At 69.8% G+C, this 24,809-nt stretch carries 21 protein-coding genes and 1 pseudogene; 10 read left to right on the forward strand and 12 right to left on the reverse strand.

Translation table 11 applies throughout. The features are described from left to right. Positions 1-149 precede the first annotated feature (149 nt). Positions 150-2,144: a chromosomal replication initiator protein DnaA gene (gene dnaA / locus IAG44_RS20705; RefSeq protein WP_187748576.1), complete on the reverse strand. Its 1,995-nt coding sequence runs from the start codon at positions 2,142-2,144 to the stop codon at positions 150-152. Positions 2,145-2,520: 376 nt separating this feature from the next. Between dnaA and rpmH the strand changes: the two genes are divergently transcribed. From rpmH to IAG44_RS20750, 9 genes are all read left to right on the forward strand, one after another. Beyond that, positions 2,521-2,658: a 50S ribosomal protein L34 gene (rpmH, locus tag IAG44_RS20710; protein WP_015659252.1), complete on the forward strand. Its 138-nt coding sequence runs from the start codon at positions 2,521-2,523 to the stop codon at positions 2,656-2,658. Positions 2,659-2,679: 21 nt separating this feature from the next. Further along, positions 2,680-3,051, forward strand: coding sequence for a ribonuclease P protein component (rnpA, locus tag IAG44_RS20715; protein WP_187748577.1), 372 nt, complete (start codon positions 2,680-2,682; stop codon positions 3,049-3,051). Beyond that, on the forward strand, positions 3,048-3,401 hold the full coding sequence (yidD, locus tag IAG44_RS20720) for a membrane protein insertion efficiency factor YidD (RefSeq protein WP_187748578.1): 354 nt from the start codon (positions 3,048-3,050) through the stop codon (positions 3,399-3,401). Before rnpA ends, yidD begins: the two co-directional genes overlap by 4 nt. 3 nt (positions 3,402-3,404) lie before the next feature. Continuing rightward, positions 3,405-4,697, forward strand: coding sequence for a membrane protein insertase YidC (gene yidC, locus IAG44_RS20725; RefSeq protein ID WP_187748579.1), 1,293 nt, complete (start codon positions 3,405-3,407; stop codon positions 4,695-4,697). A gap of 15 nt (positions 4,698-4,712) precedes the next feature. After that, positions 4,713-5,225 (forward strand): Jag family protein, encoded by a 513-nt coding sequence (locus IAG44_RS20730; RefSeq protein WP_187748580.1) that lies wholly within the window; start codon positions 4,713-4,715, stop codon positions 5,223-5,225. 119 nt (positions 5,226-5,344) lie between these two features. After that, positions 5,345-6,061, forward strand: a complete 717-nt coding sequence (rsmG, locus tag IAG44_RS20735; protein WP_187748581.1) for a 16S rRNA (guanine(527)-N(7))-methyltransferase RsmG — start codon at positions 5,345-5,347, stop codon at positions 6,059-6,061. A 234-nt stretch (positions 6,062-6,295) separates the two neighbouring features. Continuing rightward, positions 6,296-7,369 (forward strand): AAA family ATPase, encoded by a 1,074-nt coding sequence (locus tag IAG44_RS20740; RefSeq protein WP_187748582.1) that lies wholly within the window; start codon positions 6,296-6,298, stop codon positions 7,367-7,369. Beyond that, positions 7,366-8,454 carry a ParB/RepB/Spo0J family partition protein gene (locus IAG44_RS20745; RefSeq protein WP_187748583.1) on the forward strand — a complete coding sequence of 363 codons (1,089 nt, stop codon included), beginning with the start codon at positions 7,366-7,368 and terminating at the stop codon, positions 8,452-8,454. Before IAG44_RS20740 ends, IAG44_RS20745 begins: the two co-directional genes overlap by 4 nt. A 302-nt stretch (positions 8,455-8,756) precedes the next feature. After that, complete coding sequence (locus IAG44_RS20750) at positions 8,757-9,374, forward strand: GNAT family N-acetyltransferase (RefSeq protein WP_187748584.1); 618 nt, start codon at positions 8,757-8,759, stop codon at positions 9,372-9,374. 94 nt (positions 9,375-9,468) lie between these two features. On the opposite strand, the gene trxA is transcribed toward IAG44_RS20750, so the two are convergent. The 7 genes from trxA to IAG44_RS20785 form a co-directional block, all read right to left on the reverse strand. Continuing rightward, positions 9,469-9,801, reverse strand: a complete 333-nt coding sequence (gene trxA / locus IAG44_RS20755) for a thioredoxin (RefSeq protein WP_187748585.1) — start codon at positions 9,799-9,801, stop codon at positions 9,469-9,471. Positions 9,802-9,841: 40 nt separating this feature from the next. Next, positions 9,842-10,807, reverse strand: coding sequence for a thioredoxin-disulfide reductase (trxB, locus tag IAG44_RS20760; RefSeq protein WP_187748586.1), 966 nt, complete (start codon positions 10,805-10,807; stop codon positions 9,842-9,844). Positions 10,808-10,990: 183 nt separating this feature from the next. Next, the gene (locus tag IAG44_RS20765; RefSeq protein WP_187748587.1) at positions 10,991-11,863 is read right to left on the reverse strand and encodes an anti-sigma factor family protein; all 873 of its coding nucleotides are present in this window, start codon (positions 11,861-11,863) and stop codon (positions 10,991-10,993) included. Then, positions 11,860-12,603, reverse strand: coding sequence for an RNA polymerase sigma factor SigM (gene sigM, locus IAG44_RS20770; protein ID WP_187748588.1), 744 nt, complete (start codon positions 12,601-12,603; stop codon positions 11,860-11,862). Before sigM ends, IAG44_RS20765 begins: the two co-directional genes overlap by 4 nt. A 26-nt stretch (positions 12,604-12,629) precedes the next feature. Then, positions 12,630-14,339, reverse strand: a complete 1,710-nt coding sequence (locus IAG44_RS20775) for a protein kinase family protein (protein ID WP_187748589.1) — start codon at positions 14,337-14,339, stop codon at positions 12,630-12,632. 138 nt (positions 14,340-14,477) lie between these two features. After that, positions 14,478-16,781 (reverse strand): murein biosynthesis integral membrane protein MurJ, encoded by a 2,304-nt coding sequence (gene murJ, locus IAG44_RS20780; RefSeq protein WP_187748590.1) that lies wholly within the window; start codon positions 16,779-16,781, stop codon positions 14,478-14,480. Between the two features lie 44 nt (positions 16,782-16,825). Then, positions 16,826-19,192, reverse strand: coding sequence for a DUF6049 family protein (locus tag IAG44_RS20785; protein ID WP_187748591.1), 2,367 nt, complete (start codon positions 19,190-19,192; stop codon positions 16,826-16,828). Positions 19,193-19,485: 293 nt separating this feature from the next. Here IAG44_RS20785 and IAG44_RS20790 point away from each other — a divergent pair, with 293 nt between their 5' ends. Continuing rightward, the gene (locus IAG44_RS20790; RefSeq protein WP_187748592.1) at positions 19,486-20,883 is read left to right on the forward strand and encodes a CCA tRNA nucleotidyltransferase; all 1,398 of its coding nucleotides are present in this window, start codon (positions 19,486-19,488) and stop codon (positions 20,881-20,883) included. A gap of 73 nt (positions 20,884-20,956) precedes the next feature. Here the strand turns inward: IAG44_RS20790 and IAG44_RS20795 are convergent. The 4 genes and pseudogenes from IAG44_RS20795 to IAG44_RS20810 form a co-directional block, all read right to left on the reverse strand. Next, positions 20,957-21,181, reverse strand: a pseudogene (locus tag IAG44_RS20795) (LppU/SCO3897 family protein); the annotation flags it as partial. A gap of 117 nt (positions 21,182-21,298) precedes the next feature. Further along, a complete protein-coding gene (locus tag IAG44_RS20800; RefSeq protein WP_187748593.1) occupies positions 21,299-22,561 on the reverse strand; it encodes an MFS transporter in 1,263 nt (420 codons plus the stop codon). A 134-nt stretch (positions 22,562-22,695) separates the two neighbouring features. Beyond that, complete coding sequence (locus tag IAG44_RS20805) at positions 22,696-23,778, reverse strand: inositol-3-phosphate synthase (protein WP_187748594.1); 1,083 nt, start codon at positions 23,776-23,778, stop codon at positions 22,696-22,698. 44 nt (positions 23,779-23,822) lie between these two features. Further along, on the reverse strand, positions 23,823-24,503 hold the full coding sequence (locus tag IAG44_RS20810) for a PadR family transcriptional regulator (RefSeq protein ID WP_187748595.1): 681 nt from the start codon (positions 24,501-24,503) through the stop codon (positions 23,823-23,825). Positions 24,504-24,809 lie beyond the last annotated feature (306 nt).

Raw genomic sequence — 24,809 nt, forward strand, 5'->3', positions numbered from 1 at the left:
GGCGGAGCCCCTGGTGGGGTTGAAGGGGCGGAGCCCCTGGGGGATGGGACGGGTAGGGGCGGCGGGGGCGAGGAAACCCACAGGCTGTGGACGCCGGGCAACAAAAAAAGGGGGCGTCCCCGAAAACGGGAACACCCCCCACCCCCACCTCAGCCGTTCTTGATCCGGTTCGTCAGCTCGGTCACCTGGTTGTAGATAGACCGCCGCTCGGCCATGAGATTCCGGATCTTCCGATCCGCGTGCATGACGGTCGTATGGTCCCGCCCCCCGAACAACGCCCCGATCTTCGGCAGCGACAGATCCGTCAGCTCCCGACAGAGGTACATGGCGATCTGCCGAGCGGTCACCAGGGCCCGCCCCCGAGACGTCCCGCACAGATCCTCGACCGTGAGCCCGAAGTAATCCGCGGTCGCGCTCATGATCGCCGTCGAGGTGATCTCGGGAGCAGAGTCCTCCCCCCCGGGAATGAGGTCCTTGAGGACGATCTCGGTCAGCCCGAGATCGACCGGCTGCCGGTTCAGCGAGGCGAACGCGGTCACCCGGATCAGCGCCCCCTCCAGCTCACGGATGTTCCGGGAGATCCGCGACGCGATGAACTCCAGCACCTCCGGCGGCGCGTTCAGCTGCTCCTGAACCGCCTTCTTGCGAAGGATCGCGATCCGGGTCTCCAGCTCGGGCGGCTGGACGTCCGTGATGAGCCCCCACTCGAACCGGTTGCGCAACCGGTCCTCAAGGGTCACCAGCTGCTTCGGCGGCCGGTCACTGGACAGCACGATCTGCTTGTTCGCGTTGTGCAGCGTGTTGAACGTGTGGAAGAACTCCTCCTGCGTCGACTCCTTGTCCGCGAGGAACTGGATGTCGTCGACGAGCAGGATGTCCATCTCCCGGTACCGCTTGCGGAAGCTGTCGCCCTTGCCGTCCCGGATCGAGTTGATGAACTCGTTGGTGAACTCCTCGGACGACACGTACCGCACCCGCGTCCCGGGATACAGGCTCCGCGCGTAGTGCCCGATGGCGTGCAGGAGATGCGTCTTCCCGAGCCCGGACTCGCCGTAGATGAACAGCGGGTTGTACGCCTTCGCGGGCGCCTCGGCGACGGCGACGGCCGCGGCGTGCGCGAACCGGTTGGACGCGCCGATGACGAACGTGTCGAAGAGGTACTTGGGATTGAGCCGAGCGGTCGGCTCCCCGGGCCCCCCGGCACCGAGAGCACCGACACCACCGGAACCGGCACCCGCACCCGCACCCACCCCGGCCCCACCGGAGGAGGAACCGGACGAGGGCGCCCCGCCGGGCCGGTGCGCGGGCTCGGGCAGCTCACGCCGCACGGGATCCCGCTGGTCGTAGTCGGGCCGGGAGGGCGCCTCGTAGGAACCCCGCTCGGCGGGCGCGGACCGGTACGCCTCGGGGGAGGGCCGCCGCTCGGGCGAGGAGCCGTACCCCTGATCCCCGTACGACTCCTGCGGCGCACCCGCGTACGGATCCCGCTCGGGAAAACCGAGCCGCTGCTGCTGCCACCCGCCGTACTCATCGGCCCGCTCGGAACGCTCAGGACGGTCGGGCCGCTCGGGACGTTCCGAACGCTCCGAGCCACGCGGCCAAGCGCCGGGCTCGGGCCGCTGGTACTCGCCGGGATACGCGGGCCGGACGGTCGGCAGGGGCCGCTCCCCGGAGGGCTCGGGACGATGCCGGCCGTACCCGCCCTCGTACGGATCGTCGTACTGCGGCTCGTAGTCACCACGGTCACCACGGTCACCACGGTCACCACGGGACGGAGCGTCGTAGGACGGCTTGTCGTACGCCGGAGGCGGCAGCTCGGGCTCGTCGTACCGGGGCTGGGCCGCGGCCGGCGGAGCCGGTGGCTCGCCCGCGGACTCGTCGACGGTGATCGCGATCCGGATCGGCCGCCCGCACTCCCGGCTCAGGCTCTCGCTGACGATCGGCGCGAGCCGCCCCTCCAGGACGTTCTTCGCGAACTCGTTCGGCACGGCGAGCAGCGCGGTGTCGGCGACCAGCGCGAGCGGCTGCGTGCGCCGCAGCCACCGCTCGTCCTTGACCTCCACCCCCTGGCCACGACCCTCGCCGAGAAGCTGCTCCAGTACTCGCGGCCACACTGCGGCAAGATCGGCAGGTACGTCAGCCACAGGGGCACGCTCTCTCGAAGGTCCCACGATCGTGTGATCTCGGGACGGGTCGGGATGTAAATCGGGTGGTGCGGGGGACATGGGAACGAATCGGAGTCCAGTCACGGTAGTCAGCGCGCGGGGTGCGGTTCAAGTTGTTGTCCCCAGGCTGTGGACAGTGTCTCGCGCGCACCCCTGGTTTGACCGGATGGCGCAGCCCCGCGTACCGTAACCAGGTCGAGTTGTCGATGGCTGCTGCCGCCTGCCTCCGATGGGCCAAGATCGCTTCAGGTGATCGGGAAGCGGTGCACTCGGGCGTAACGAGAGCTACTCGTGGGCGCACGGTGACAGCCAGGATGGCACCCGCCACCACCGATTTGATTTCTGGAGCCCCCGAGTGAGCAAGCGCACCTTCCAGCCGAACAACCGTCGTCGTGCCAAGACCCACGGCTTCCGCCTGCGGATGCGTACCCGTGCCGGTCGCGCGATTCTCGCGAACCGTCGTGCCAAGGGCCGCGCGAGCCTGTCCGCCTGATCCCGGTCAGGTCATGCCGTCGTGCTGCCCACCGAGAACCGGCTGAGGCGGCGCGAGGACTTCGCGACCGCGGTACGGCGAGGCCGTCGGGCCGGACGCCCGACTCTCGTCGTCCATCTTCGTAGCGGTGCAACGGACCCGCACGCGCCTGGGGAGAGCGCTTCCCCGACGCGTGCGGGTTTCGTCGTGAGCAAGGCCGTCGGCAAGGCCGTCGTGCGGAACACGGTGAAACGCAGGCTGCGTCATCTGATGCGGGAGCGGATCGCCTTGTTGCCCCCCGGTAGCCTGGTAGTCGTACGAGCGTTGCCCGGATCGGGTGACGTCGGCCACGCACAACTGGCCCAGGACCTCGATGCCGCCCTGCGACGGCTGTTGGGAGGGGGCACGCGATGAAGTACCCGCTGCTGGCCCTGATCAAGATCTACCAGTGGACGATCAGTCCGCTGCTCGGGCCGGTGTGCAAGTACTACCCGTCGTGCTCCCACTACGGCTTCACGGCCATCGACCGGCACGGCGCGGTCAAGGGAACAGCGCTCACCGCCTGGCGCATCCTGCGATGCAACCCGTGGTCCCTGGGCGGTGTGGACCACGTGCCTCCGCGTAAACGACCGCGGTGGCACGAGATGCTGCGCGACGCCTGGCGTGCGCGCAGGGGCGGGACCTCCGCCGCCGAACCGGCCACCGGAGGCGCCAGCCCTTCGGGCCCGGCCGCAGAGCCCCCGTCCCATGCCCAAGGAGCATGATTAGTGGACACGATTGCCAGCCTGTTCAGCTTCATCACGACACCTGTGTCCTGGGTCATCGTCCAGTTCCACAAGGTGTACGGGGCCATCTTCGGCCCCGACACCGGGTGGGCCTGGGGCCTGTCGATCGTGTCTCTGGTGATCCTCATCCGGATCTGCCTGATCCCGCTCTTCGTGAAGCAGATCAAGGCGACCCGCGCCATGCAGACGCTCCAGCCCGAGATGAAGAAGATCCAGGAGCGCTACAAGAACGACCGGCAGCGCCAGTCCGAGGAAATGATGAAGCTGTACAAGGACACGGGTACCAACCCGCTGTCCTCGTGCCTTCCGATCCTCGCCCAGTCGCCGTTCTTCTTCGCCCTGTACCACGTCCTCAGCGGCATCGCCTCGGGCAAGACGATCGGCGTCATCAACGACGACCTCCTCGCGAGCGCGCGCCAGGCGCACATCTTCGGCGCCCCGCTGGCCGTGAAGTTCACGGACAGCGCGAGCAAGGTCGAGGCGCTGGGCGCTTCCCTGACCGACGTCCGCGTCGTCACCGCGATCATGATCGTCCTGATGTCGGCGTCGCAGTTCTTCACGCAGCGCCAGCTGATGACGAAGAACGTCGACACCACCGTCAAGACGCCGTACATGCAGCAGCAGAAGATGCTCATGTACATCTTCCCGGTCATGTTCGCCGTCTTCGGCATCAACTTCCCCGTCGGTGTCCTCGTCTACTGGCTGACCACCAACGTGTGGACCATGGGCCAGCAGATGTACGTCATCCGCAACAACCCGACGCCGGGCTCGAAGGCGCAGGCCGCGTACCTGGAGCGGCTGGCCAAGCACGTCTCGCACCACGGCAAGATCCGCCGCCGGGGCGAGAAGGCCGTCGTCAAGGCGATCGTCGCCAAGGGCCGTGACCGCAACGAGGCCGAGCGCAAGTTCATCAACGGCCTGACCAAGCTCGGGCTCGCCGCCCAGGCCGACGGCACCGTCGCCAAGAGCGAGGCCCAGGTCGTGGAGAACGAGGACGGCACGACGTCGCCCGCCGGCGCCCCCCGGCGCCAGCAGCCCAAGCGCCAGTCGAAGTCCCAGCGGCAGTCCGGCGCCGTCAAGACGGCCGGCGAGTCGTCCTCGTCCGCCCCGACGACGTCGCTCAGCAAGTCCGACGAGCCGTCCGACGAGCCCCGGGACACCCCGCCCGCCGCCAAGCAGGCGAGTCCCAAGCCCGGTTCCGGCGGTGGCCGCAGCAAGGCCCAGTCCGGGCGCAAGGGTGGCCCGCAGCGCCCCAAGTCCCCGTCCAAGAAGTAAGAAGGAGCCCATCCCGTGACGGAAGGCACCACCTCCGCCGCCGCCGAGGGTGCAGACACCCTGACCCGCCTGGAGCAGGAGGGCGAGATCGCGGCGGACTACCTCGAGGGTCTGCTGGACATCGCCGATCTCGACGGCGACATCGACATGGACGTCGAAGCCGACCGTGCCTCTGTGTCGATCATCAGCGACTCCAGTGGCCGCGATCTGCAGAAGCTGGTCGGCCGGGACGGCGAGGTGCTGGAGGCCCTTCAGGAGCTGACGCGGCTCGCCGTGCACCGCGAGACCGGTGACCGCAGCCGGCTGATGCTGGACATCGCGGGCTACCGTGCCAAGAAGCGCGCCGAGCTGTCCGAGCTGGGTGCCAAGGCCGCCGCCGAGGCGAAGAGCTCCGGCGAGCCGGTCAAGCTCAAGCCGATGACGCCGTTCGAGCGCAAGGTCGTCCACGACGCGGTCAAGGCGGCGGGCCTGAGCAGCGAGTCCGAGGGCGAGGAGCCCCAGCGCTTCGTCGTCGTGCTCCCCAACTGATTTTCCGCAGTACGTCTTCCCGGCCCCGTCTGTCCTGTCGTGCAGACGGGGCCGGTCTTTGTCAGCCTGGTTTTCGGCCGGCGCTCGGTGCGCCGGTGCGGTACGGAAGGACGGTCCCCGTGACGGAGGCAGCGGAACTCCCCCCTGCGCCCGAGGAGGCTCGTGAGGTATTCGGCGATCGCTTCGCGGACGCGGTCCGGTACGCCGAGCTGCTGGCCGAGGCGGGTGTGCGGCGCGGTCTCATCGGCCCCCGCGAAGTGCCCCGCCTCTGGGAGCGGCACATCCTCAACTGCGCGGTGCTCTCCGAGGCCGTGCCCGACGACGTGACGGTGTGCGACGTCGGCTCGGGCGCCGGGCTGCCCGGCATCCCGCTCGCACTGGTCCGCGACGACCTCAAGATCACCCTGTTGGAGCCGCTGCTGCGCCGCACCAACTTCCTCAACGAGGTCGTCGAACTGCTCGGCCTCGACCATGTGACCGTCGTCCGCGGCCGGGCCGAGGAGGTCATGGGCAAGCTCCAGCCCGTCCACGTGGTGACGGCCCGCGCGGTGGCCCCCCTCGATCGCCTCGCCACCTGGGGCATCCCGCTGCTGCGCCCCTACGGCGAGATGCTGGCCCTCAAGGGTGACGCCGCCGAGGAGGAGCTGAAGAGCGCGGCGACCGCGCTGACCAAGCTCGGCGCGGTCGGCACGTCGATCCTCCACGTCGGTGAGGGCATCGTCGATCCGCTCTCCACGGTCGTCCGGGTCGAGGTCGGCGAGAGCCCCGGTGGTGTGCGGTTCGCGGCGAAGCGGGCGAAGGCGGCCCGGACGGGGCGGGCGCGGCGCCGAAGGTAAGGCGTTTGAGTGCATATCTGACGGAGTGTCGCGGCCGTTCGGCGGTCGGCGCTGGGCATCGTGTTTCACGTGAAACGTCGCTCCCTGCTGCACGGCATCATCAGCCGTGGCCGCGCCGCGGCCGAACCCCGCGACCGTAAGCCTCTCGGTTCACTCGATGAGGGAACGGAGTTGTCCACAGAGGTGGATTTCTCCACAGAAGACCAGACCTCACTGGTTCATGACCCCGAGGACATGGGAGGCTCTGTTCATCGAGAGCCTGATGTCGAGGAGAGTGAATCCTTGCGGTCCGACGCCAACATCGCGGGACCGATGACCGATCCGGTCCCCGGTCCCCGTACCGAACCGTTGGGGGACGATGTTTCACGTGAAACACCGCCCCCGATGGACGACACCCCGATCGGTCGTGCTGCCCAACTGGCGGTAGAGGCGCTGGGCCGGGCCGGTGAGGGCCTGCCCCGACCCGAGCAGACCCGCATCATCGTGGTCGCCAACCAGAAGGGCGGCGTGGGCAAGACGACGACGACCGTCAACCTGGCCGCGTCCCTCGCTCTGCACGGCGGCCGTGTCCTGGTGGTCGACCTCGACCCGCAGGGCAACGCCTCCACGGCCCTGGGTATCGACCACCACGCCGAAGTCCCGTCCATCTACGACGTGTTGGTTGACAGCCGGCCCCTGTCCGAGGTCGTACAGCCGGTGGTGGACGTCGAGGGCCTTTTCTGCGCCCCCGCCACGATCGACCTCGCCGGTGCCGAGATCGAGCTGGTCTCCCTGGTGGCCCGGGAAAGCCGGCTCCAGCGGGCGATCCAGGCGTACGAGCAGCCCTTGGACTACGTCCTCATCGACTGCCCGCCCTCGCTCGGCCTCCTGACGGTCAACGCGCTGGTGGCCGGCGCCGAGGTCCTGATCCCGATCCAGTGCGAGTACTACGCGCTGGAGGGCCTGGGCCAGCTCCTGCGCAACGTCGACCTGGTGAGGGGCCACCTCAACCCCACCCTGCACGTGTCGACCATCCTGCTCACCATGTACGACGGCCGCACCCGCCTCGCGTCGCAGGTCGCGGAAGAGGTGCGCACCCACTTCGGTGACGAGGTACTGAGGACGAGCATCCCCCGCTCGGTCCGTATCTCCGAGGCACCGAGCTACGGGCAGACGGTGCTGACCTACGATCCGGGATCGAGCGGCGCCCTCTCCTACCTTGAGGCAGCACGAGAACTCGCGCTGAAGGGCGTCGGTCTCAGTTACGAGGCCACCCACGCCCATATCGGCGCTCAGAACAACCCGAACCTTGTGGAGGGGGTCCAGTGAGTGACCGACGGAAGATCGGCCTGGGTCGCGGACTGGGCGCACTGATCCCAGCCGCGCCGACCGAGAAGACACCGGCTCAGGCCGCGCTGGGCGGCGGCTCCACGTCTCCCACGTCGGTCCCGCTGCTGGCCGGTGACCGAGGAGTGGCCGCGGCGAAGGTCGCCACGCTCCCGGCGCCTGTTTCACGTGAAACAGAGGAACCGAGCGGGCCGGAGCTGCCGGCCCCGCCGATCGGCGCCCACTTCGCCGAGATCCCCCTCGACGACATCATCCCCAACCCGCAGCAGCCCCGGACGGTCTTCGACGAGGACGCGCTGCACGAGCTGATCACCTCCATCAAGGAGGTCGGTCTTCTCCAGCCGGTCGTCGTACGGCAGACGGGGCCCTCGCGCTACGAGCTCATCATGGGCGAGCGGCGCTGGCGGGCCTGCCGCGAGGCGGGACTTGAGGCGATCCCGGCGATCGTCCGCGCCACGGACGACGAGAAGCTTCTGCTGGACGCCCTCCTGGAGAACCTGCACCGAGCCCAGCTCAACCCGCTGGAAGAGGCCGCCGCCTACGACCAGTTGCTGAAGGACTTCAACTGCACGCACGACCAGCTGGCGGACCGCATCGGCCGGTCCCGCCCGCAGGTCTCCAACACCCTGCGGCTGCTGAAGCTCTCGCCCGCCGTCCAGCGCCGGGTCGCCGCCGGGGTGCTCTCCGCCGGGCACGCCCGCGCTCTGCTCTCGGTCGACGACTCGGAGGAGCAGGAGAAGCTGGCCCACCGGATCGTCGCCGAAGGGCTCTCGGTGCGGGCGGTCGAGGAGATCGTGACCCTCATGGGGTCCCGTCCGCAGACCCCGCAGCGGGCCAAGGGCCCCCGTGCCGGTGCCCGGGTCTCCCCGGCGCTGTCGGACCTCGCGACCCGGCTCTCGGACCGCTTCGACACCCGGGTGAAGGTCGACCTCGGGCAGAAGAAGGGGAAGATCACCGTCGAGTTCGCCTCCATGGAGGACCTGGAGCGGATTCTCGACAGCCTCGCCCCCGGTGAGGGCTCCGCCCTGCAGAAGGGGCTCGTGGAGGGCGGTAGCGAGGAGGCGTAAGTCTCCGTCGGGTGCCTTGAGCGGGTCGTGTCCGGTGAGTACCGGACACGACCCGCTCTTTGCCTTTCGGCCGTATCGGGGCCATCGCTTCATGGATACGATGCGAGCGGGTTGGCGCATCCACCTGGCAGCACCTCGGAGGGGGAGGCGGGGGCCATGCGAACGATGAGCCGGACCGGACTGGTGAGCGCGGGCCTCGGGCTGGGCGCGGTCGGCGGATTCGTCGGCAGTCTGCTCAGGGAGCGAAGCGCTCTGGCAGCCGCCCGCAACGCCGCGGGCGAAGGAAGCGAGGAACAGCCTTCATGGGGCGTCGGCTCGTACCGCTCACGCTGGACAACCTTCAGGACCTTCCCCAGCGCTGCCGCTCGTGTGTCTTCTGGGAACTCGACCCCGTCAGCGGCGAAGCCGCGGTGAAGGCGGGCACCGCGGCCCTGGAGAAGGAGGCGTGGATCTCCGCCGTCCTGCTCGACTGGGGCTCCTGCGGCCGGGTCGTCTCTGTGGACGAGGCGCCCGTCGGCTTCGTGCTCTACGCGCCGCCCGCCTATGTTCCCCGCTCGACGGCGTTCCCCACGAGCCCGGTCGCGGCGGACGCCGTGCAGCTGATGACCGGGTTCATCCTGCCGGGGTACCAGGGGCAGGGGCTCGGGCGGGTGATGGTCCAGACGGTGGCCAAGGATCTGCTGCGCCGGGGGTTCCGGGCGATCGAGGCGTTCGGGGACGCGCGCTGGAGCGAGCCGTCCTGTCTGCTCCCCGCCGAGCATCTGCTGGCCGTCGGCTTCAAGACCGTCCGCCCACATCCCGTCCACCCTCGCCTGAGGCTGGAACTGCGGACGACCCTGTCCTGGAAGGAGGACGTGGAGCTGGCGCTGGACCGGCTGCTGGGGGCGGTGCAGAAGGAGCCGGCGCTGAGGCCGCTGTGACACCTTCGGGGCGATGGAGAAAGGGCCGACCCAATGGGCCGGCCCTTTGACGTTCACGCGTCGATGTTTCACGTGAAACATCGGGAGCGTCGCCCTACTCGGCGATGAACTCCTCCAGGTCGCGCAGGAGCGCGGCCTTCGGCTTGGCGCCGACGATGGTCTTGGCGACCTCGCCGCCCTGGTAGACGTTCAGGGTCGGGATGGACATGACGCCGTACTTGAGCGCCGTCTCCTGGTTCTCGTCGATGTTCAGCTTGACGATCTCGATCTTTCCGCCGTGCTCGGCGGCGATCGCCTCCAGCGAGGGCGCGATCTGGCGGCACGGGCCGCACCACTCGGCCCAGAAGTCCACCAGAACGGGCTTGTCGCTCTTGAGGACGACCTCTTCGAAGTCGGCGTCGGTCACGTGCTTCAGGGTGCCGGCCACAGGGGCGCTCCTTAATCCTTCGTGCGGGGGGAGAGGGGGTTCAGACGGTGGTCTTCTCGGCGGCCTGCTCCTCGTCCGCGAGGGCCGCGAGGAAACGCTCGGCGTCGAGCGCGGAGGAGCAGCCGGTACCGGCGGCGGTGATCGCCTGGCGGTAGGTGTGGTCGACGACGTCGCCCGCGGCGAAGACGCCGGTCACGTTGGTCCGGGTGGAGGGCGCCTCGACCTTCAGGTAGCCCTCGGCGTCCAGGTCGAGCTGGCCCTTGAACAGCTCGGTGCGCGGGTCGTGGCCGATCGCGATGAACAGGCCGGTCACCGCGAGGTCGGACAGCTCACCGGTCTTGAGGTTGCGCAGCTTCAGCCCGGCCAGCTTCTGGTCACCCTGGATCTCGGCGACCTCGCTGTCCCAGACGAACTTGATCTTCGGGTCGGCGAAGGCGCGCTCCTGCATCGCCTTCGAGGCGCGCAGCGAGTCCCGGCGGTGGACGATCGTCACCGACTTGGCGAAGCGCGAGAGGAAGGTGGCCTCCTCCATCGCGGTGTCACCGCCGCCGATCACGGCGATGTCCTGGTCCTTGAAGAAGAACCCGTCACAGGTGGCGCACCAGGAGACACCGCGCCCGGAGAGCACGTCCTCGTTCGGCAGCCCGAGCTTGCGGTGCTGGGAGCCCGTGGCGACGATGACGGCCTTGGCCTTGTGGACCGTGCCGGCGGTGTCCGTGACGGTCTTGATCTCACCGGTGAGGTCGACGGAGACGATGTCGTCCGGGATCAGCTCGGCGCCGAAGCGCTCGGCCTGGGCGCGCATGTTGTCCATGAGCTCGGGGCCCATGATGCCGTCCTGGAAGCCGGGGAAGTTCTCCACCTCGGTGGTGTTCATCAGGGCGCCGCCCGCGGTGACGGCGCCTTCGAACACCAGCGGCTTCAGCGACGCGCGCGCGGTGTAGAGGGCAGCCGTGTAGCCGGCGGGCCCGGAGCCGATGATGATCACGTTACGGACGTCGCTCACGGCTTGGTTCCTCGTCTCTGGTCTGCGTCGTTCGACCGGTGGGAGCATCACTGCGCTCTCACCCCACCCAACGGATACTAAGGGGCGTGCATTCCCGGTGTGTCCGGGCACACGGAGAGGCACATGCGGGGGCATGCGCGGGGGCACACGCAGGGCACGGCCGGGAGACGGACGAGGGGGAGTTCAGGGGCGGGCGTAGGTGCCCTTGAGCAGCACGTCGGCCGGGGCGGAGGGGTGCTTCTCGCATGCGGAGTCGACGACGTAGACATCGACCCGCCCGGTGTCCCCGGTGTGCGGGAACACGACGAGGAGGACGTCCCTGCCCTCGTAGACGCCGTCCTTCACGGCGAGCGCGTCCTCCGTCCGGGCGGTGCCCTTCTGGACGCAGGGCGGCACGTTCACCGCTTGCAGCACCTGCGGGCTCTCGCCGGTGCCCTGGATCCCGACCTCGCCCTTCGGGGAGACCGAGGGGAGGGACCTGCGCGTGGGGAAGAGCTTCGAGACGTCCTCCGCGAGCGAGCCCTTGGAGAAGGTGTCCGACGCGGTGTTCGTGCTGCCGCCGTCCCCGTCGTCCATGAGCGAGGACAGCAGGACCGAGCCGAGGCCCAGGGCGGCGGCGGTGAAGACACCGAGAACGGCGGCTGTGCGGCGGCGGGAGCGGGGGCGGTCCTTGTTCTTGCGGCCGGGGCCGGTACTGGCCGTCCGGGCGCGACCGGACGGGCGATCCGCTGTCGATGTTTCACGTGAAACAACGGGGTCGGGTGAAGCAAGGGAGGCCGACGTTTCACGTGAAACATCGGTACTCGCCGCTTCCGCCGCCAGTGCCGCGTCAATACGCAGCGCCACCTCGTCCGGCATGGCAACCGGCTCGGCGGCGGCGAAGGTACCGAGGAGATCCCGGACCTCCTCCAGGGACGCGTGCGTGTCCGCGCACAGCGCGCAGCCGTCCAGATGCCGCTGGAGTTCGGCGCTGCGGGACGGTGGGAGGAGACCTTCGGTGAGGTCGGAGAGCTCAGCGACGTCCGGGTGCCCGGCCGTGTCCGTCGTCGATGTCACGCTCGCCCACCTCCGCCCTTCGCGGTAGCTGAATCGCCGGTCCCGGCTCCGTCCGGCTCGTTGTCGCCCTTGTCGTCGCTGCCGCAAGGGGCCGCTGCTGATGGGACGGATGTCCCCTCCACCCGGTTCCGTCTCGCGCCAGGCCGCTTCTCCTCGTCGCTGTTTCCCGGCCGGAGATGGGTGAGCAGGGGCAGGAGTCTGGCGCGCCCCCGGGCGCAGCGGCTCTTCACGGTGCCGGTGGGGACGTCGAGGACCTTGGCCGCCTCGGCGACCGGGTAGCCCTGCATGTCGACGAGGACGAGGGCCGCGCGCTGGTCCGGCGGGAGGGTGCTGAGGGCTTCGGCGAGCTGGCGGTGCAGATCGTTGCGCTCGGCCGGCGCCGAGGCGGACTCGTGGGGCTCCAGGAGCTGTTCGAGCCGTTCGGTGTCGTCGACCGGCGAGGTCCTGCGCGAGGCCGTCTTGCGGGCCCGGTCCAGACAGGCGTTCACGGTGATCCGGTGCAGCCAGGTCGTGACGGCCGACTGCCCCCGGAAGGTGTGCGCGGCCCGGTACGCCGACACCAGCGCGTCCTGCACGGCGTCGGCGGCCTCCTCCCGGTCGCCCAGCGTCCGCAGGGCGACCGCCCACAGCCGGTCACGGTGGCGCCGCACGATCTCGCCGAAGGCGTCGGGGTCGCCTTTCACATGACGGGCGAGCAGATCCTGATCGCTCACACCGTCGAACCCGGCGCCTTCCGCCATCGGCCTCCTCCCCCTCCGGTGAGATGTCAGCCCGTGAACTTCACGTTGGTTATGGCCTGCTTGTAGCCGGCGCCGTTGTACTGGTCCTGTCCCGAGTACGGCAGGGCCGTCAGCCATACGAGAACGTACCGCGTCTTCACCGGGGTCTTGGCGGAGAACGTCAGTTCCGTGCTGGTGGTCTTCTTGTCGGCGATCTTCGTCATCGAGCTGAGCGGCGTCGACGAGGAGAGGGAGTCGGTCGCGTACAGGGCACCGGTCGTGCGGTCGCCGCCGTACAGAAGCTCTATCGACGCGCCCGACACCTCCTGCTCGGACCCGAGGTCGTAGACGATGCCGACGCCCTGCTTGAACGGGGCGAGGCCGGGGCCGCCGGTGAAGGTGTACGTCCGCCAGTACGTGGACGCCTTCTTGTCGTAGGTCAGCCCCACGTCCTCCGGGTGCTGCGGCTTGCCGTCCGGGTAGTACTCGGCGGCGTCCTCGACGGTGAGCGTCTTGACCGGCTTCGGGGCCGCGCTCGGCTTGTCGCCGCCGTCGGTCGTCTGGGACTGCTTGGTGTCGTCGTTCTTGTCGAGCAGGACTTCCGCGAGCTGCCAGCTGCCGAGGCCGAGGGCGGTGATGAGGAGGGCGGAGACCGCCCACTTCATGGCCTTGCCGGTGCGGGTCTGGAGCGGGGGAGGCGGCGTCGGGACCGGCTGGGTGACGCCGGGGTGCGGCGCGGGGCGGCCGTACGTGCCCTGCTGGTAGGTGGTGCGCTGGTAGTCCGGGGGCGCGGCGAAGACCGGCTCCGGCGGGCGGATGCGCGGCATCTCGCCGATCGCCTTGACCAGTTCCTCCGGCGTCGTGCACGCGGCCTCGTGCCGGGAGGCGGTCGCGCCGTCGTTGACGAGGGCCCGCATCGCCAGCTCGGACAGGCCCCGGTGGACATGGGCGCGGACCTGGTCGGGCGCGATCAGACCGATGTCCTTGGGCAGCCCGGCCAGGCCGTGCGCGTCGTTCTCGTACGGCCAGCGCTGGGTGAGCGCCGCGTACAGCAGGGCGCCGATCGCCTCGGTGTCGGTGCGCTGCGGGGTGTCGGAGGTGATGCCGCGCAGCGCCGCGTTGACCGCGAGGCCGCGGATACGCCACTGCCCGGTCGAGGTGCGCAGCACGGTGCCCGGCGTGAGCCGCAGGTGGGACAGGCCCTCGCGGTGGGCGGCGGCCATCGCCGCGGCGAGCTGACTGACCATCTGGTACGCGTCGTGCGGCTCCAGCGGCCCGGCGGCCAGCAGCGCGGTCAGCTCGGTCGCGTCGGGCAGCCACTCGTGGACGACGTAGACGAGGTCGTTCTCCTCGACGGCGTCCAGCACCTGCACGAAGCGCGGGTCGCCGAGGAGGGCGGCGGAGCGGGCGGCGGCCAGCACGGACCGGGCTCGCGCGTGCTCGGCGGGCAGGATGTGGACGCCGACGGCGCGCCGCAGTTTCTCGTCGACCGCGCGCCAACTGCTGAACCCGTCCAGACGGGTGACGCACTCTTCGAGACGGTACCGTCTGGCGAGCTTGTGGCCGCTGTGCAGCTCCGGTGCCGAGGTCTTCCCGGGACGCTCCGTCCCGTCACTCCCCTGTACCTCGTCGCTGTCCGTGTCCCGCTCCCGGTTCTGGGCCACGCCGTCGGCCGTGGACTCGTCCGCCTGTGCGGTCGGCGGCTGGTCGCCACCGTTCGCTGCCACGTCGACGGCAGCCGTGCTCCGATCCGCCACCGTCGTTCCCTGCCTCCCCATTCATCGCGCGCCGTCCGGCCACCGTGCACGCCGTTCGACGCCGAACCAATTGTGCCCACAGTCCGCCGCTATGCACGACACACGGCGGCGGACGATGGTTGTGCGCTCGACCCCGGGTCAGCGCCCCAGTCGCCCGCGGACCATGCCCACCAGCGAGTTCAGCTCCTCGATCCGCATCCGGCGCGCGGCGAGGAAGAAGATACCGAGCAGGACCGCGCCGCCGACGATCAGCGCGGCGAACGACCCGAGGACGCCCTGCCCGAGGGTGTGGCCGATGCCGTAGCAGGCGGCGCCGCTGAGCAGCGCGGCCGGCACCGAGGCGATGCACAGCCTGGCGTACGTCCGCAGCACCCGCGCCCCGTCGAGGTCGCCGCCGAGCCGCTTGCGCAGCCGCGCCCAGGCGACGCCGACACCGATCGCGTAGGCCAGCCCGTACGCGGCGGCCATGCCGATCACCGCCCAGCGGGCCGGCAGCACGAAGTAGCACAGCGCCGATGCGCCCGCGTTCACCACGGCGACGATGACCGTGTTGTAGAAGGGCGTGCGCGTGTCTTCGTACGCGTAGAAGGCGCGCAGGACGACGTACTGCACCGAGTAGGGGATCAGGCCGAGGCCGAACGCCATCAGCATGAAGCCCATGTTGGTGGCCGACGAGGTGCCCGAGGAGCCGAAGATCAGCGTGCACATCGGGATGCCCAGGGCGAGGAAGCCGAAGGCGATCGGGACGATGGCGACGGCCGTGGTGCGCAGGCCCTGCGAGATGTCGTCGCGGACCGCGCCGGCGTCCGACTCGGCGGCCGAGCGCGCGAGGCGCGGCAGCAGCGCGGCCATCAGGGAGACGGTGATGATGGCCTGCGGCAGGCCCCAGATCAGCTGGGCGTTGGCGTAGGCGGCGAGACCGGTGCCGTCGACCGGCGACTCCTTGCCGGCCATGGTGGAGAGCTGGGAGACGACGAGCGCGCCCGCCTGGTTGGCGAGGACGAACAGGAACGTCCACTTGGCGAGCGTGACGGCCTTGCCGAGGCCGTGGCCCTTCCAGTCGAACCGCAGCCGCATCCGGAAGCCGGTCTCGCGCAGGTACGGGACCATCGCGAGCGCCTGGACGACGAGGCCGAGCAGGATGCCGACGCCCAGCAGGCGCTGGCCCTCCGGCGGGATGTTCGTGACCTCCATGCCGGAGTCGGCTGCGGTGCCGTAGACCCAGATGAACGTGCCCAGGGTCACGATGATGACGATGTTGTTGAGGACCGGCGTCCACATCATCGCGCCGAACTTGCCGCGCGCGTTGAGGATCTGGCCCATCACGACGTGGATGCCCATGAAGAAGATCGAGGGCAGGAAGTACTGGACGAACGTGACGCCGACCTCGTTGGCCGCCGGGTCGCTGGCGACGGGGTCGGACAGCAGGCGGATCAGCAGGGGCGCGCCGAAGACCGAGGCGACGGTGAGCGCGCCGAGGGCGACCATGACGAGGGTCAGCAGCCGGTTGGCGAACGCCTCGCCGCCGTCCTCGTCCTCCTTCATCGCGCGCACGAGCTGCGGGACGAAGACGGAGTTGAGGCCGCCGCCGACGGTCAGGATGTAGATCATCGTCGGGAGCTGGTAGGCGACCTGGAAGGTGTCGCCGAGGAGGCCGACGCCGAGCGCCGAGACGATCATCGCGGAGCGGACGAAGCCGGTGAGGCGGGAGACCATCGTGCCGGCCGCCATGACCGCGCTGGACTTCAGCAGGCCGGCCGCCTTGCCGCCCTTCTTCGCGGCAGCGGCAGCGGGGGCGGAGGCGACGGGTGCGGCGGGTTCGGCAGCGGCGGCCGGCTCGGGGACCGTCGTGCCGAGGTTCATCGTCCGGTCGTCCACCGGGCCGGGAGCGACGGGGCCGGGGGACACGACGGGGGCGGGCTTCTGGAACTGCGGCGCGGGCGGCTGGTACTGCGGGCCCGGCGCGGGGCGCGGGGTGCCGCCCTGCTGCTGGTCGCGGAAGAGGTGCGCGAACGCGTCGGGCTCGTGCCGCTCCTCGCCGGAGTGCGTGACGAGGTCGTCCACGCCCACGAACTGCGTGCTGCGCGCGTCGTCGCCGTACGGCAGGTACTGCGTCGGGCCCTCCGGCTCGGGTGCCGGGGGCTGGGCCCAGACCTGGGGGTCGGGGGCGTACGGCGACTGCGGGGGGCGGCCGTAGAGCGGCTGCGAGGGGTAGGTGCCGGGGGGCGGCGGGGGGTGCGCGGCGCGGTCGTAGAGCGCTTCGGCGACCGGGTCCTGCGCGGTGAGGTCCTGCGCGCGGTAGGGGTCCTGGGCGAAGGCGTCCTGGAGGTACGTGTCGGCGGGCTGCTGCGGCACCTGGCCGTGCTCGGGAGGCGGCGGGCCCTCGGGGTGGCCCGAGCCGCCCGCGGCCTGGCCGCGGTCACCGTCGTACGGCGCGTTCATGGTTACCCCACCTCATCGTCCCGGGCCGACCGGCCACGACATCCTCAACGGTCCACTCTCTCACCCGTGCCGGACGGGTCCGTGCTTTCCGCTGCGGTGTCCGGTGTCCCGTCACTCGCCTGCTGCGGGTCGTCTGCCCCGGACCGGGCGGGGGACTCCTCGGCGGTCTCCGCCGCTTCCGCCGCGGTGTCCGCCTCCGCCGTCTCCTCCGCCGCCTTTTCCGCCGCTCGGGCCACCGCGCGCTTGCGCTGGGTGTACATCCGGAAGCCCGCCAGCACGAGGAGCAGGAAACCGCCGCCGATGACGAGCATGACCGTCGCCGTGATCTCGGTGACCCGCACGTCGAAGACGACCTCTTCGCCGTACGGCTGCCCGTCCTGGGTGAAGAGCTGGGCGACGACCGTCGCCTTGCCGTTGGCGTTGGCGGATGTGGTGAACTTCACGCTCGTGCTGTGCCCGCCGGAGACCGTGACGGCCTGCTCGTCCCAGTCGTGGCCGGCGATCTCAAGCCGCGTCGGGTTCATCGACGTCAGCCGCAGCACCAGGTGGTCGACGCCCTGCACCAGGCTGTTCTGCACGGTCACGGGGATCGTCGCGCTGCGCCCGGAGAGCTTCGTCTCCGACTTGTCGATCAGCCTGACCTGGTCGGTGAGGGTCTTCAGATGGTTCGCGACACCCTGCCGGTAGGCGCTCGCCGCGCTGCCCCGGCTGCGCCACGACGTCGACATCTCACGGTTTATGGCCCGCCCGAACGGCGTCACGACCCGCGACTCGTCGGTCAGGATCACCTTGAAGTTGTCGAGCTTGCCCTGCGTGTTCGCGATGTCCTGGAACGCGCCCTTGGACAGCTCCTGCTTGCGCAGCGCCGAGGGGTACGCCGACCTGCCCGGCACCGTCGTCGTGGCGCCCGGGTCGGGCTTGACCGCCGAGGTCGCCGCGAGGCCCTGCGGCTGCGACCAGGTGCTCCCCCGGAGCGCCGTCACGGCCTTGGCCAGCGCCTGCGCCTGGGCCGCCGTCGGCATCCGCTGCGGGGCGACGACGACGCTGCGCTGCTTGTCGTTCTGGAGGGTCAGCGCGAGGCTCTGCGCGAGGAAGTTCTGCACGGCGAGCGTCGCCGAGGAGGCGTTCGTCAGGTCGCCCTGGAACGCCGTCGACAGCCGGTAGTCCGCGACGACCGCCGTGGTGCCGCCGCCGATCGGACGGGCCGCCGAGGGCGTGTACGACAGCCCGTCCGTCTCCGCCAGGCTGTCGCTGCGCGCGATCACCTTGTCGGCGCCCGCCGAGGTGGCGACCTTGACGATCGACGGGTCGACGGCGCCGTTCACCGGCCACGCGAAGTCGGTGCTCGGCGTCACGTGGAGCACGGTCTCGACGGTGGTCGCGGCGACGTCGGTGGCCGCCTTGAGCTGGCTCAGCGAACCGGTGACGTTCGTGCCGTTGTGCGCGAGGGCGGCCAGGTCGGGGTCGGCGAAGGGCAGCGCGACGACCTCCTTGCCGCTCACGGCGCCTTGCAGCTCGGCGAGGAACTGCTTGGCCTGCGCCTGGTGGGTGCCCGCGACGGTGGTGTCGTCGTCGGCCTGGACGCGGTAGCCGCCGCTCATCGCGTCGACGGAGGCCAGCAGGTCCGGGTCGATCACCCAGGTGACGTCCAGGGCCTTGCCCAGGGCCACCAGCTGCTCCAGCCGGCCGCCGGGGGCGATCTCGGCGGCGAGGTCGTCGTTGCGGAAGACCGGCGTCTGCTGCTGGTTCGAGCCCGTCTCCGCCGTCACGTGCACGGTGGAGACCAGCGGCCACAGGACCGTCGTCTTCGTGCTCGCGTCCGGCGCGTCGGGCTGCCAGGGCAGGAACGTCCGCCGCGCGCCGAGGACCTGGTCCCAGGACTGGGAGGCGGTCTCGCCGGAGAGCGTGACCCCCAGCGGGTAGACGCCGTCGCCGCCGAGGTCCAGCTTGTCGACCGGGACGCTGATCGTGAACGGCTGGGCCACGCCCGGTGTGAGCTTCGCGAACTTCGCCGTGTACGCGCCGCCCACCGGGTCGCCGGTCGCGCCGGACACGGCGTCGGAGCGCTTGGCGACGTCGGCGATCGCCGAGCGGGTGGTCAGCGCGGCGCCCACGCGCAGATCGACGTGGGCGTCGGTGACCGCCTGCTTGCCGTTGTTCGTCACCGTGCCGGAGACGGTCAGCGTGTCGCCGTCGCCCGGCGCGTTCGGTGTGAGCGCGTCGACGGAGACGGCGACCGTGCCGGCGTCGCCCGCCTCCTTGGGCGCCTCGGGCGCGGCCTGCGCCGCCGTGGCAGCGGGCAGCAGCAGCCCGGCCAGCAGGGGCGCCCCCGCGAGCAGTGCTCCGGTGCGCCGCAGCCGGCGGCGGGCAGGTGAGGGTGTCGACCTCGGGTTGTCTGCCGCCTCGGCCACGCGTTCGCCCGTCCCTCGTCGTCGTCAGTGGTCGTCGGAATGTGCGTCCACGCATGGTAACGATGCGCGCAGAAGGTAAGTGCCGCGGACTGGTCCACAAGATCGGGAAGAGCGGGCGGGGCGTCCCTAATGAGGTTGTATAAAGGCGGCCTTATATAGGGGAGAACGCCCGGCCGCCGTGCGCGGGGATCCTGTGCAGGTATGGGGTGGGCCGTCTTCACCAAGTCGCCGGGCCCGCTGCGGGCGGTAATCGGGGAGCCCGGTGCCCCCGGCGCCACGTACCCTTTTCTGTTGTGCCGAACGCCAACAAAGACAACCTCGACGTCGCGCCGGTCGCCGACGATCTCGCCCGCCGATTCCAGGAGGCCGGGTTCTCTCTCGCCCTGGTCGGCGGCTCGGTCCGGGACGCGCTGCTCGGCCGGCTCGGCAACGACCTCGACTTCACCACCGACGCCCGCCCCGAGGACGTCCTGAAGATCGTCCGGCCCTGGGCGGACGCGGTGTGGGAGGTCGGGATCGCGTTCGGGACGGTGGGGGCGCAGAGGGACGGCTTCCAGATCGAGGTCACCACGTACCGCTCCGAGGCGTACGACCGCACCTCTCGCAAGCCCGAGGTGTCCTACGGCGACTCCATCGAGGAAGACCTCGTCCGGCGGGACTTCACCGTCAACGCGATGGCGCTCGCGCTCCCCGAGCGGAGGTTCATCGACCCGCACGGCGGCCTCGACGACCTCGCGGCGCGCGTCCTGCGGACCCCCGGCACTCCCGAGGACTCCTTCTCCGACGACCCGCTGCGCATGATGCGGGCCGCGCGGTTCGCCGCCCAGCTCGACTTCGAGGTCGCCCCCGAGGTCGTCGCCGCGATGACGGAGATGGCCGAGCGGATCGACATCGTCTCCGCCGAACGCGTCCGGGACGAGCTGAACAAGCTGATCCTCTCCGCGCACCCCCGCAAGGGCCTCACGCTCCTCGTCGACACTGGGCTCGCCGAGCGCGTCCTGCCCGAGCTGCCCGCGCTGCGGCTGGAGAGCGACGAGCACCACCGGCACAAGGACGTCTACGAGCACACCCTGATCGTCCTGGAGCAGGCGATGGCCCTGGAGGAGGACGGCCCCGACCTCGTCCTGCGCCTCGCGGCCCTGCTCCACGACATCGGCAAGCCCCGCACCCGCCGCTTCGAGGACGATGGCCGCGTCTCCTTCCACCACCACGAGGTGGTCGGCGCGAAGATGACCAAGAAGCGGATGACGGCCCTCAAGTACTCCAACGAGCTGGTGAAGGACGTCTCCCGGCTGGTCGAACTCCACCTGCGCTTCCACGGGTACGGCGCCGGCGAGTGGACCGACTCCGCGGTCCGCCGCTATGTCCGTGACGCCGGTCCGCTCCTCGACCGCCTCCACAAGCTGACCCGCTCCGACTGCACGACCCGTAATCGCCGCAAGGCCGTGAGCCTTTCCCGCGCTTACGACGGGCTGGAGGAGCGCATCACCGAACTCGGCAAGCAGGAGGAGCTGGACGCGATCCGCCCCGACCTCGACGGCAACCAGATCATGGGGATCCTGGGCGTCGGGCCTGGGCCCGCGGTCGGCAAGGCGTACAAGCACCTGCTGGAGCTGCGGCTGGAGAACGGGCCGATGGAGCACGACGTGGCGGTGGCGGCGCTGAAGGAGTGGTGGGCGGCGCAGGGGTGAGGGGCAGGACATGAGGGAGGGGCGATGTTTCACGTGAAACATCGCCCCTCAGAACCTCTTGGAGAGAGTCCGATCAGACTTCCTTCAGGCACAGCACGACGTTGTGGCCCTTACCGATCTGGTAGTAGGCGATGGTGGACTCCTTGACGGCCTCGCACTTCGAGTCGTCACTGGTGCCGTCGAACTTCTGGACCACCTTGTACTGGGCCTTGCCCGACGAGCAGTCGACCTCGTTGAGGTCAGGATTGGAGTCGTCGCCGTCGTTGTGCATGCAGGCGCCGACCGAGGTCGTCTCGGCGGATGCGAATCAGCTGGAACGTGAATGCGCCACGGTGCGAGATAAGACCCACGTAAAGTACAGGCCACGACTGACACTCGCCGTGTCCAAAAAACGTCTGTAGCGCTTATGTGACACTTACTGGCGTTCAAAGCGGGACATAGTGCCAGCTGCTGCCGCGTAGATAACGGCGATTGTTATCACCAGCGCGCTTGAGCGCCCGTCGGACGGGAGCATCAGCGCCGCGACCCCGGCCGCGCCGACGAAGGCGATGTTGAAGAGCACGTCGTAGAGCGAAAAGATCCGGCCGCGGTAGGCGTCGTCGACGGTGGACTGGACGATCGTGTCGGTGGCGATTTTCGCCCCCTGGGTGACGAGCCCGAGGACGAACGCCAGGACCAGGACCGGGAGTTGGGCGAAGGGCAGCCCGAGGGCGGGTTCGAGGACGGCCGCCGCCGCGGCGCAGACGACGATCCAGCGGACGGGACCGAGCCGCCCCGCCGCCGACGGAGTCACCAGCGCGGCCACGAAGAAGCCCGCGCCGGAGATGCCGAGGGCGAGCCCGAGGAGCGCGAGCCCGTCGTCCGGGTCGGAGGACCAGGCGTAGCGGCAGAGCATCAGCACCATGACCGTCAGGGCGCCGTAGCAGAACCGCATGAGGGTCATCGAGCCGAGCGCCCAGGCGGCGCCGCGCCGCTTCGGCTCGGCGAGGTGCCGCACCCCCGCCGTGAGACCGCGCGCGGTGCCCCGCAGCGCGGCCGACAGCCGGGGCCGGACCGTCCCCTGTTCGGGGCCGAGCAGTTCGACGGCCATTCGCAGGGACGCCAGCGCCGAGCACAGGTACAGCGCCGCCCCCAGCAGCACCACCGCCGCGTCGGAGTCGGCGACCGCGATCCGGACGCCGAACGCGAGCCCGCCGCCCGCCGTCGCGGCGAGCGTCCCGGCCGTCGGGGAGAGGGAGTTGGCGATCACCAGCCGCTCGGCGTCCACCACCCGGGGCAGCGCGGCGGACAGCCCCGCGAGGACGAACCGGTTGACGGCGGTGACGCACAGCGCGGAGGCGTAGAAGAGCCAGTCCGGGACGTCGACGAGGATCAGCACAGCCGTGGCCGAGGCGAGGACCGCGCGCAGGAGATTGCCGTACAGGAAGACCTGCCGGCGCCGCCAGCGGTCCAGCAGGACGCCCGCGAACGGGCCGACCAGGGAGTACGGCAGCAGCAGGACCGCCATCGCGGAGGCGATCGCGCCGGGCGAGGTCTGTTTCTCCGGCGAGAAGACGACGTACGTCGCGAGCGCGACCTGATAGACGCCGTCGGCGCACTGGGAGAGCAGCCGTACGGCGAGCAGACGGCGGAAGTTCCCGAGGCGCAGCAGGACACGTAGATCACTGACGACGGACATGGGCACAGCCTCACATGGGGGAAGGTCCCCGGATCGGATGACCCGGGGACCTTCCTTCAGAGCCCTGGCAGGAGCGAATTTTTGTGCTGCGGTGGGTCATGTTTCACGTGAAACATGACCCACCGGGGTGAGCTCTAGCGCTCGACGTCGCCGCGGATGAACTTCTCGACGTTCTCGCGGGCCTCGTCGTCGAAGTACTGGACCGGCGGGGACTTCATGAAGTACGAGGACGCGGAGAGGATCGGGCCGCCGATGCCGCGGTCCTTGGCGATCTTCGCGGCGCGCAGGGCGTCGATGATGACACCGGCGGAGTTCGGGGAGTCCCAGACCTCCAGCTTGTACTCCAGGTTCAGCGGAACGTCGCCGAACGCGCGGCCCTCCAGGCGGACATAGGCCCACTTGCGGTCGTCGAGCCAGGCGACGTAGTCGGAGGGGCCGATGTGGACGTTCTTCTCGCCCAGCTCCCGGTCGGGGATCTGCGAGGTGACGGCCTGCGTCTTGGAGATCTTCTTGGACTCCAGGCGCTCCCGCTCCAGCATGTTCTTGAAGTCCATGTTGCCGCCGACGTTCAGCTGCATCGTGCGGTCCAGGACGACGCCCCGGTCCTCGAACAGCTTCGCCATGACGCGGTGCGTGATGGTGGCGCCGACCTGCGACTTGATGTCGTCGCCGACGATCGGGACACCGGCCTCGGTGAACTTGTCCGCCCACTCCTTCGTCCCGGCGATGAAGACCGGGAGGGCGTTGACGAAGGCGACCTTGGCGTCGATGGCGCACTGGGCGTAGAACTTCGCCGCCGCCTCGGAACCGACGGGGAGGTAGCAGACGAGGACGTCGACCTGCTTCTTCTTGAGGATCTTGACGACGTCGACCGGCTCGGCGTCGGACTCCTCGATGGTCTCGCGGTAGTACTTGCCGAGACCGTCGAGGGTGTGGCCACGCCGGACCTTCACACCGGTGCGCGGCACGTCGCAGATCTTGATGGTGTTGTTCTCGGAGGCGCCGATGGCGTCGGCCAGGTCAAGGCCGACCTTCTTGGCGTCCACGTCGAACGCGGCGACGAACTCGATGTCCTTGACGTGGTAGTCACCGAACTGCACATGCATCAGACCGGGGACCTTGGACGCCGGGTCGGCGTCCTTGTAGTACTCGACTCCCTGCACCAGCGACGCGGCGCAGTTGCCCACACCGACGACGGCTACGCGAACCGAACCCATTCCGGTTGCTCCCTGTGTGTTTGAGCGAGGCCCTGGCAGGGGCCTCACTTGGTGGTGTCGCCGGGCGTATCCGGACCGGGAGTCTCCCCGGGCCGGGGCAGGACGCCCGGCGCTCCCTCTGTGGTGTCACGAGCGGGGTCTCCATGGGCGGGACCCTTGAGGTCCCGGCCCGCCCGCTCGCTCTCGATCAGCTCGTTCAGCCAGCGCACTTCGCGTTCCACGGACTCCATCCCGTGGCGCTGGAGTTCGAGCGTGTAGTCGTCAAGGCGCTCCCTGGTGCGCGCGAGCGAGGCGCGCATCTTCTCCAGCCGTTCCTCCAGGCGACTGCGCCGGCCTTCCAGCACGCGCATGCGCACATCGCGGGAGGTCTGCCCGAAGAACGCGAAGCGAGCCGCGAAGTGCTCGTCCTCGTAGGCGTCGGGCCCGGTCTGGGAGAGGAGTTCCTCGAAGTGTTCCTTGCCCTCCGCCGTCAACCTGTAGACGATCTTGGCGCGCCGTCCCGTGAGCGGGGCGGCCAGGGCTTCCTCGGGGTTGCTCCCCGCCTCTTCGATCAACCAGCCGTTCGCGACCAGCGTCTTGAGGCAGGGGTAGAGCGTGCCGTAGCTGAAGGCCCGGAACACGCCCAGCGAGGTGTTGAGTCGTTTGCGCAGCTCATAGCCGTGCATCGGGGACTCGCGGAGCAGGCCGAGGACGGCGAACTCCAGGATTCCGGACCGTCGGCTCACCACTCCTCCTCCGTCCCCGTCCCCGTTATCTCGCTCCGATGTATCGACTCGATACATCACGACGATAGAACGACCTTCCGGACCCGACAAGGGGGAGCGGGGAGGGAGATCGGTGAACGGGATCACATCACCGAAACGTTGGAAGCAACTTGCCTGATTTGGGGTGAACTTCGAAGCTCGACGGGTTATGGCGGTGCGTAGTCTGTGCGCCATGCAGACCACCGGGAGCCAAGTGACGCCGGAGGGCGCCGTCGCCTCCGGTGGCCGTACGGATGAATGCGAAACCGGCCGCGTCCGTACATCGGG

It is taken from the genome of Streptomyces roseirectus (assembly GCF_014489635.1).
In the GTDB taxonomy this organism is placed as follows: domain Bacteria; phylum Actinomycetota; class Actinomycetes; order Streptomycetales; family Streptomycetaceae; genus Streptomyces; species Streptomyces roseirectus.